This is a genomic window from Oleiphilus sp. HI0125, assembly GCF_001635355.1.
This window is the reverse complement of sequence record NZ_LWGF01000942.1, coordinates 1-1,004: the sequence shown is the minus strand read 5'-3', so window position 1 is coordinate 1,004 and position 1,004 is coordinate 1. Positions and strand designations below refer to the sequence as shown.

1 protein-coding gene is annotated in these 1,004 nt (G+C 42.5%); it reads right to left on the bottom strand.

Annotated elements, in window-relative coordinates:
• The coding region (locus A3762_RS16185) for a hypothetical protein (protein ID WP_197469314.1) at positions 1-887 on the bottom strand (887 nt) is incomplete at its 3' end.
• Between the last annotated feature and the right edge of the window lie 117 nt (positions 888-1,004).

The window sequence follows — 1,004 nt, the reverse complement described above, 5'->3', positions numbered from 1 at the left end:
TTGATGTATTTGATGACTAAGTCGCCAGAGTATTCGAATTCGTCGTAGCTCGTTTCGCTTCCTTGGTCATTAATCGGAACGCTGAATACTGATTTATTTTCCTGTGCGTCATAGCTGTAAGACACGATTAAATCGGGTGTCCCATCATTGTTTTTGTCATCAGAGTAAACGGCAAGCAAGTCGTCAGGGAAATAAGTTTCTTCGATGACTGTGCTAGGAGTACTTGAAGAATCGCCGTTGTTGTATATACGTGTCGTAACTTGATTAGCAACAGGGCGATCATACAACGTCAGCTGATCGATACTTCCATCATTGCCGTCGTCGTATGAAAATGAAACCAGTTCGTCATTCTGATAGGTGTAGGATTCACTTGAGTCTGAGCCATTGTTTCGGAACGCGTTTCGTGAAGTTATTTTCCCCGAGTCAGAGTAGGTAAATGTTTCGCGGAGTTGTTGGCGTGTATTGGTCTTCTCTTTAATACGACCATCTTCATCATATGAGTAAGAAACAACAAAATCTTCGCCGCCTGACTGGTTTTCTGTTCGTTCGGAGATTAGCCGGCCGCTATCATCGTATTCAAAATAGGTATTTTGCGTTTGGGTGCTCCCTGATTTTTGAGCACTTTGAGCGATATTGTCTGCTTGAACTTCAATCCCGAGACTATCGTATAAATGGGCGACATTTTGCTGCAATGAGCGAACAGACCCTGTAAGTCCGAGTTGCTCTCTTATGCTAGCGATATTGGACGAGGCAACAAAGTCTGTGGCCTTGAATGCGCCGATGTCGAGTCGGCTATCTTCTAATTTTTGGTCATCATTACCTAGGTTGATTCCGTTATCAGGATTGCCATCAATATCTAATTTCTGAAGTAAACTTGCGATGTTCAATGCTTTGTCAAAAGTAAGAACAGAAGATAAAAGAACGCGCTCCTTTATATGGGGCTACTCGCTAGTTAAATCGATATCGTGTGCGTTATTTTTGTGCGCATTAACAGAAGTTTAGAG